Origin of the sequence: Methanobrevibacter sp., from assembly GCF_045541095.1 — an archaeon.
Taxonomy (GTDB): domain Archaea; phylum Methanobacteriota; class Methanobacteria; order Methanobacteriales; family Methanobacteriaceae; genus Methanocatella.
In genome coordinates, this window is record NZ_JAZQIJ010000107.1 from 1 (window position 1) to 2,444 (window position 2,444).

At 34.9% G+C, this 2,444-nt stretch carries 3 protein-coding genes; all 3 read left to right on the top strand.

Annotated elements, in window-relative coordinates; genetic code table 11:
- Positions 1-318 (top strand): DNA methyltransferase (locus ACKI2P_RS04740; protein ID WP_407375490.1); only part of this gene is annotated, 318 nt, incomplete at its 5' end.
- A gap of 71 nt (positions 319-389) precedes the next feature.
- The gene (locus ACKI2P_RS04745) at positions 390-947 is read left to right on the top strand and encodes a hypothetical protein (RefSeq protein ID WP_407375492.1); all 558 of its coding nucleotides are present in this window, start codon (positions 390-392) and stop codon (positions 945-947) included.
- Positions 948-957: 10 nt separating this feature from the next.
- Positions 958-2,361 (top strand): hypothetical protein, encoded by a 1,404-nt coding sequence (locus tag ACKI2P_RS04750; protein ID WP_407375493.1) that lies wholly within the window; start codon positions 958-960, stop codon positions 2,359-2,361.
- Positions 2,362-2,444: the final 83 nt, after the last annotated feature.

Sequence of the window (2,444 nt, forward strand, 5' to 3'; positions counted from 1 at the left end):
TATATGACTGGAATAGGGGATACAAGTAATCCATATAAGAAAATGGGAACTGTAATCCAACAATTATATGAAGTTGGTAAAATAAGACATTCACACCCTGCAACATTTCCAGTACAACTACCTGCTGAATACATTAAATCAATGACAAATCAAGGAGATGTTGTTATAGATTGTTTTGGAGGTTCAGGAACAACATTAATTGCATGTGAACAATTAAACCGCAAAGCAAGATTAATGGAATTATCACCTGAATACTGTCAAGTGATAATCAACCGTTGGGAAACATTCACAGGACAAAAAGCAATAAAGATAAACTAAAAATTATGTAAAAACATGTAAAAAAAAGTAAAAACATGTAAAAAAAAAATGATGGTGACTATGTGATTTCAATGACTGATGAATGCTATTGGAACCACCCACTAAAAGGCAAAGATGGGCGAGTTGAAAATGGTTCTAAAAAATACCGTGATTACTACTTTGAAAAAAACGGTAATGTAACCAATCAAGAAATAGCAGACCACTTCAATGTAGGAATATCCACAATTGAAAACCATAAATCCAATTACCAATACGATAAAGTCCTATCCGATAAAAAAGCCTACGAACAAAAAATCAGGCAACAAGAAATGGAAGAGGACTACCAGCAGCACAGATACGATGACAATAAAAACGTAAAAATAGCATTAAACATCAAATACGCACAAATCGAAATAGCTGCAATGAAAATCGGAATCATACCCAAAACTAAAACCCTCCCAGAAGAATTAAGCTTTGATAAAGCATGGGATACAATCAACCGAATAGGAATCGACACCTTACAAAAAGTAATCATGCGTAACTACGAGCAACCTGGAACTATTAACAGCTCACAGAAACTAGAGCATGCTGGTGAAATAGAATTAAACCCTAGACTACGAAAATTCCTAAATGAAAATAATGTCCAATAGGATCTAAAAAATGTTTAGTAATATTCCGGACAGTACATATGAAAATATTAGTAAAAATTTGTACTGTTTTTATAAAAAAATAATTGGTTTGGATTATCCTGATTTCACTGATGCTCCACATATTCGGATATTAGCAGATAAACTGGAATCATTAACTCATGGTGAAATCCGCAACTTATGTGTGGCAATGCCTCCCCGTCATAGTAAGTCTAGTATGGTAACGCTAGCTTTCCCATTATGGTTAATCTGGAATAATCCTAACTTACGGATATTAATTGTTAATGCTGAATCAAGTTTAAGTGAAACTTTTGGTTTAAGATTACGTGAATTCATTGATGATTTCAGTATGCTTACAGGGATTTATTTATCTGATGATAAACATTCCAGCACTCATATTAAACTAGCAGATGAGAATGGTCATAATTATAAAGGCAGTATCCGTTTAGTGGGAGTTAATGGGAGTATTACAGGACATGATGCAGATTATCTAATAATCGATGACCCTTATAAAGGATTTGAAGATATAACTCCTACTTTATTAAAAAAGAAAATTGAATTATTTAAAACTAAAATCGTTCAACGTAGAGAACCGGACAGTAAACTTATTATCTGCCACACTCGGTGGCATACAAATGATTTACAAGGTTATTTAAAAGAAAACCAATCAGACACTTATGAATTCCTTGAATTCTCTGCAATCAAATCGGATGGTGAAAGTTTATGGTCTGCAAGGTATACTGTTAACTTCCTAAAACAACAATTAAAAGAAATGGGCGAACGACTATTCAGTAGCATTTACCAACAAAAACCATTAGACGAAACCGGAGACTTTTTTAATTTAGACAACATTTACTTTGATGATATATTTGACCATAAAACCCACTACACAATCGCAACCGTTAGAAGCTGGGATTTAGCATACAGTCCAGATGACGGAGACAAAAATGACAGCACCGCAGGAATACTGATGCACAAAATAAACGATAACTATTTTGTTATAAATGATTTAGTCTACGGACAATTCGGAGATGACTTGAAAAAGAAACTGAAAGAAACCGCAGTCAAGGATACTGCCAACATAAGAATCCTGATAGAAACCGGAACCAAAGGCGGTGCAGCGAAATTCCTATACGATGAATATGACGATTATCTGGATGGATATATCACACAACAGTCAGAATCTATCGGCAGTAAAGTAGACCGTGCAACACCATTCAAAGATGCAATCAATGACGGCAAAATCCACATAGCAATCACCAATGATGAAATGAGAGGAGCATTAATTGAACAGTTAAAATCATTCCCACTCGGAACACATGACGATATTATCGACGCCATGTCTTACGCTTATTCAGAATTAAAAAACAAAACAGACGGTTCCAGTTTATACCAAACCGGAAACGCAACATACTAAAAAAAAAGGAGGAGGAACCTATGGGATGAAGTCGGATCGTAGCCATGTCGTTCTGTGAGCCAAGGAGTTGGAGAGATATTTTG

Bases quoted from the DNA above. Each gene is read 5' to 3' on its own strand.
- ACKI2P_RS04745 (WP_407375492.1), top strand. From the start codon at position 390: ATGACTGATGAATGCTATTGGAACCACCCACTAAAAGGCAAAGATGGG.
- ACKI2P_RS04750 (WP_407375493.1), top strand. From the start codon at position 958: ATGTTTAGTAATATTCCGGACAGTACATATGAAAATATTAGTAAAAAT.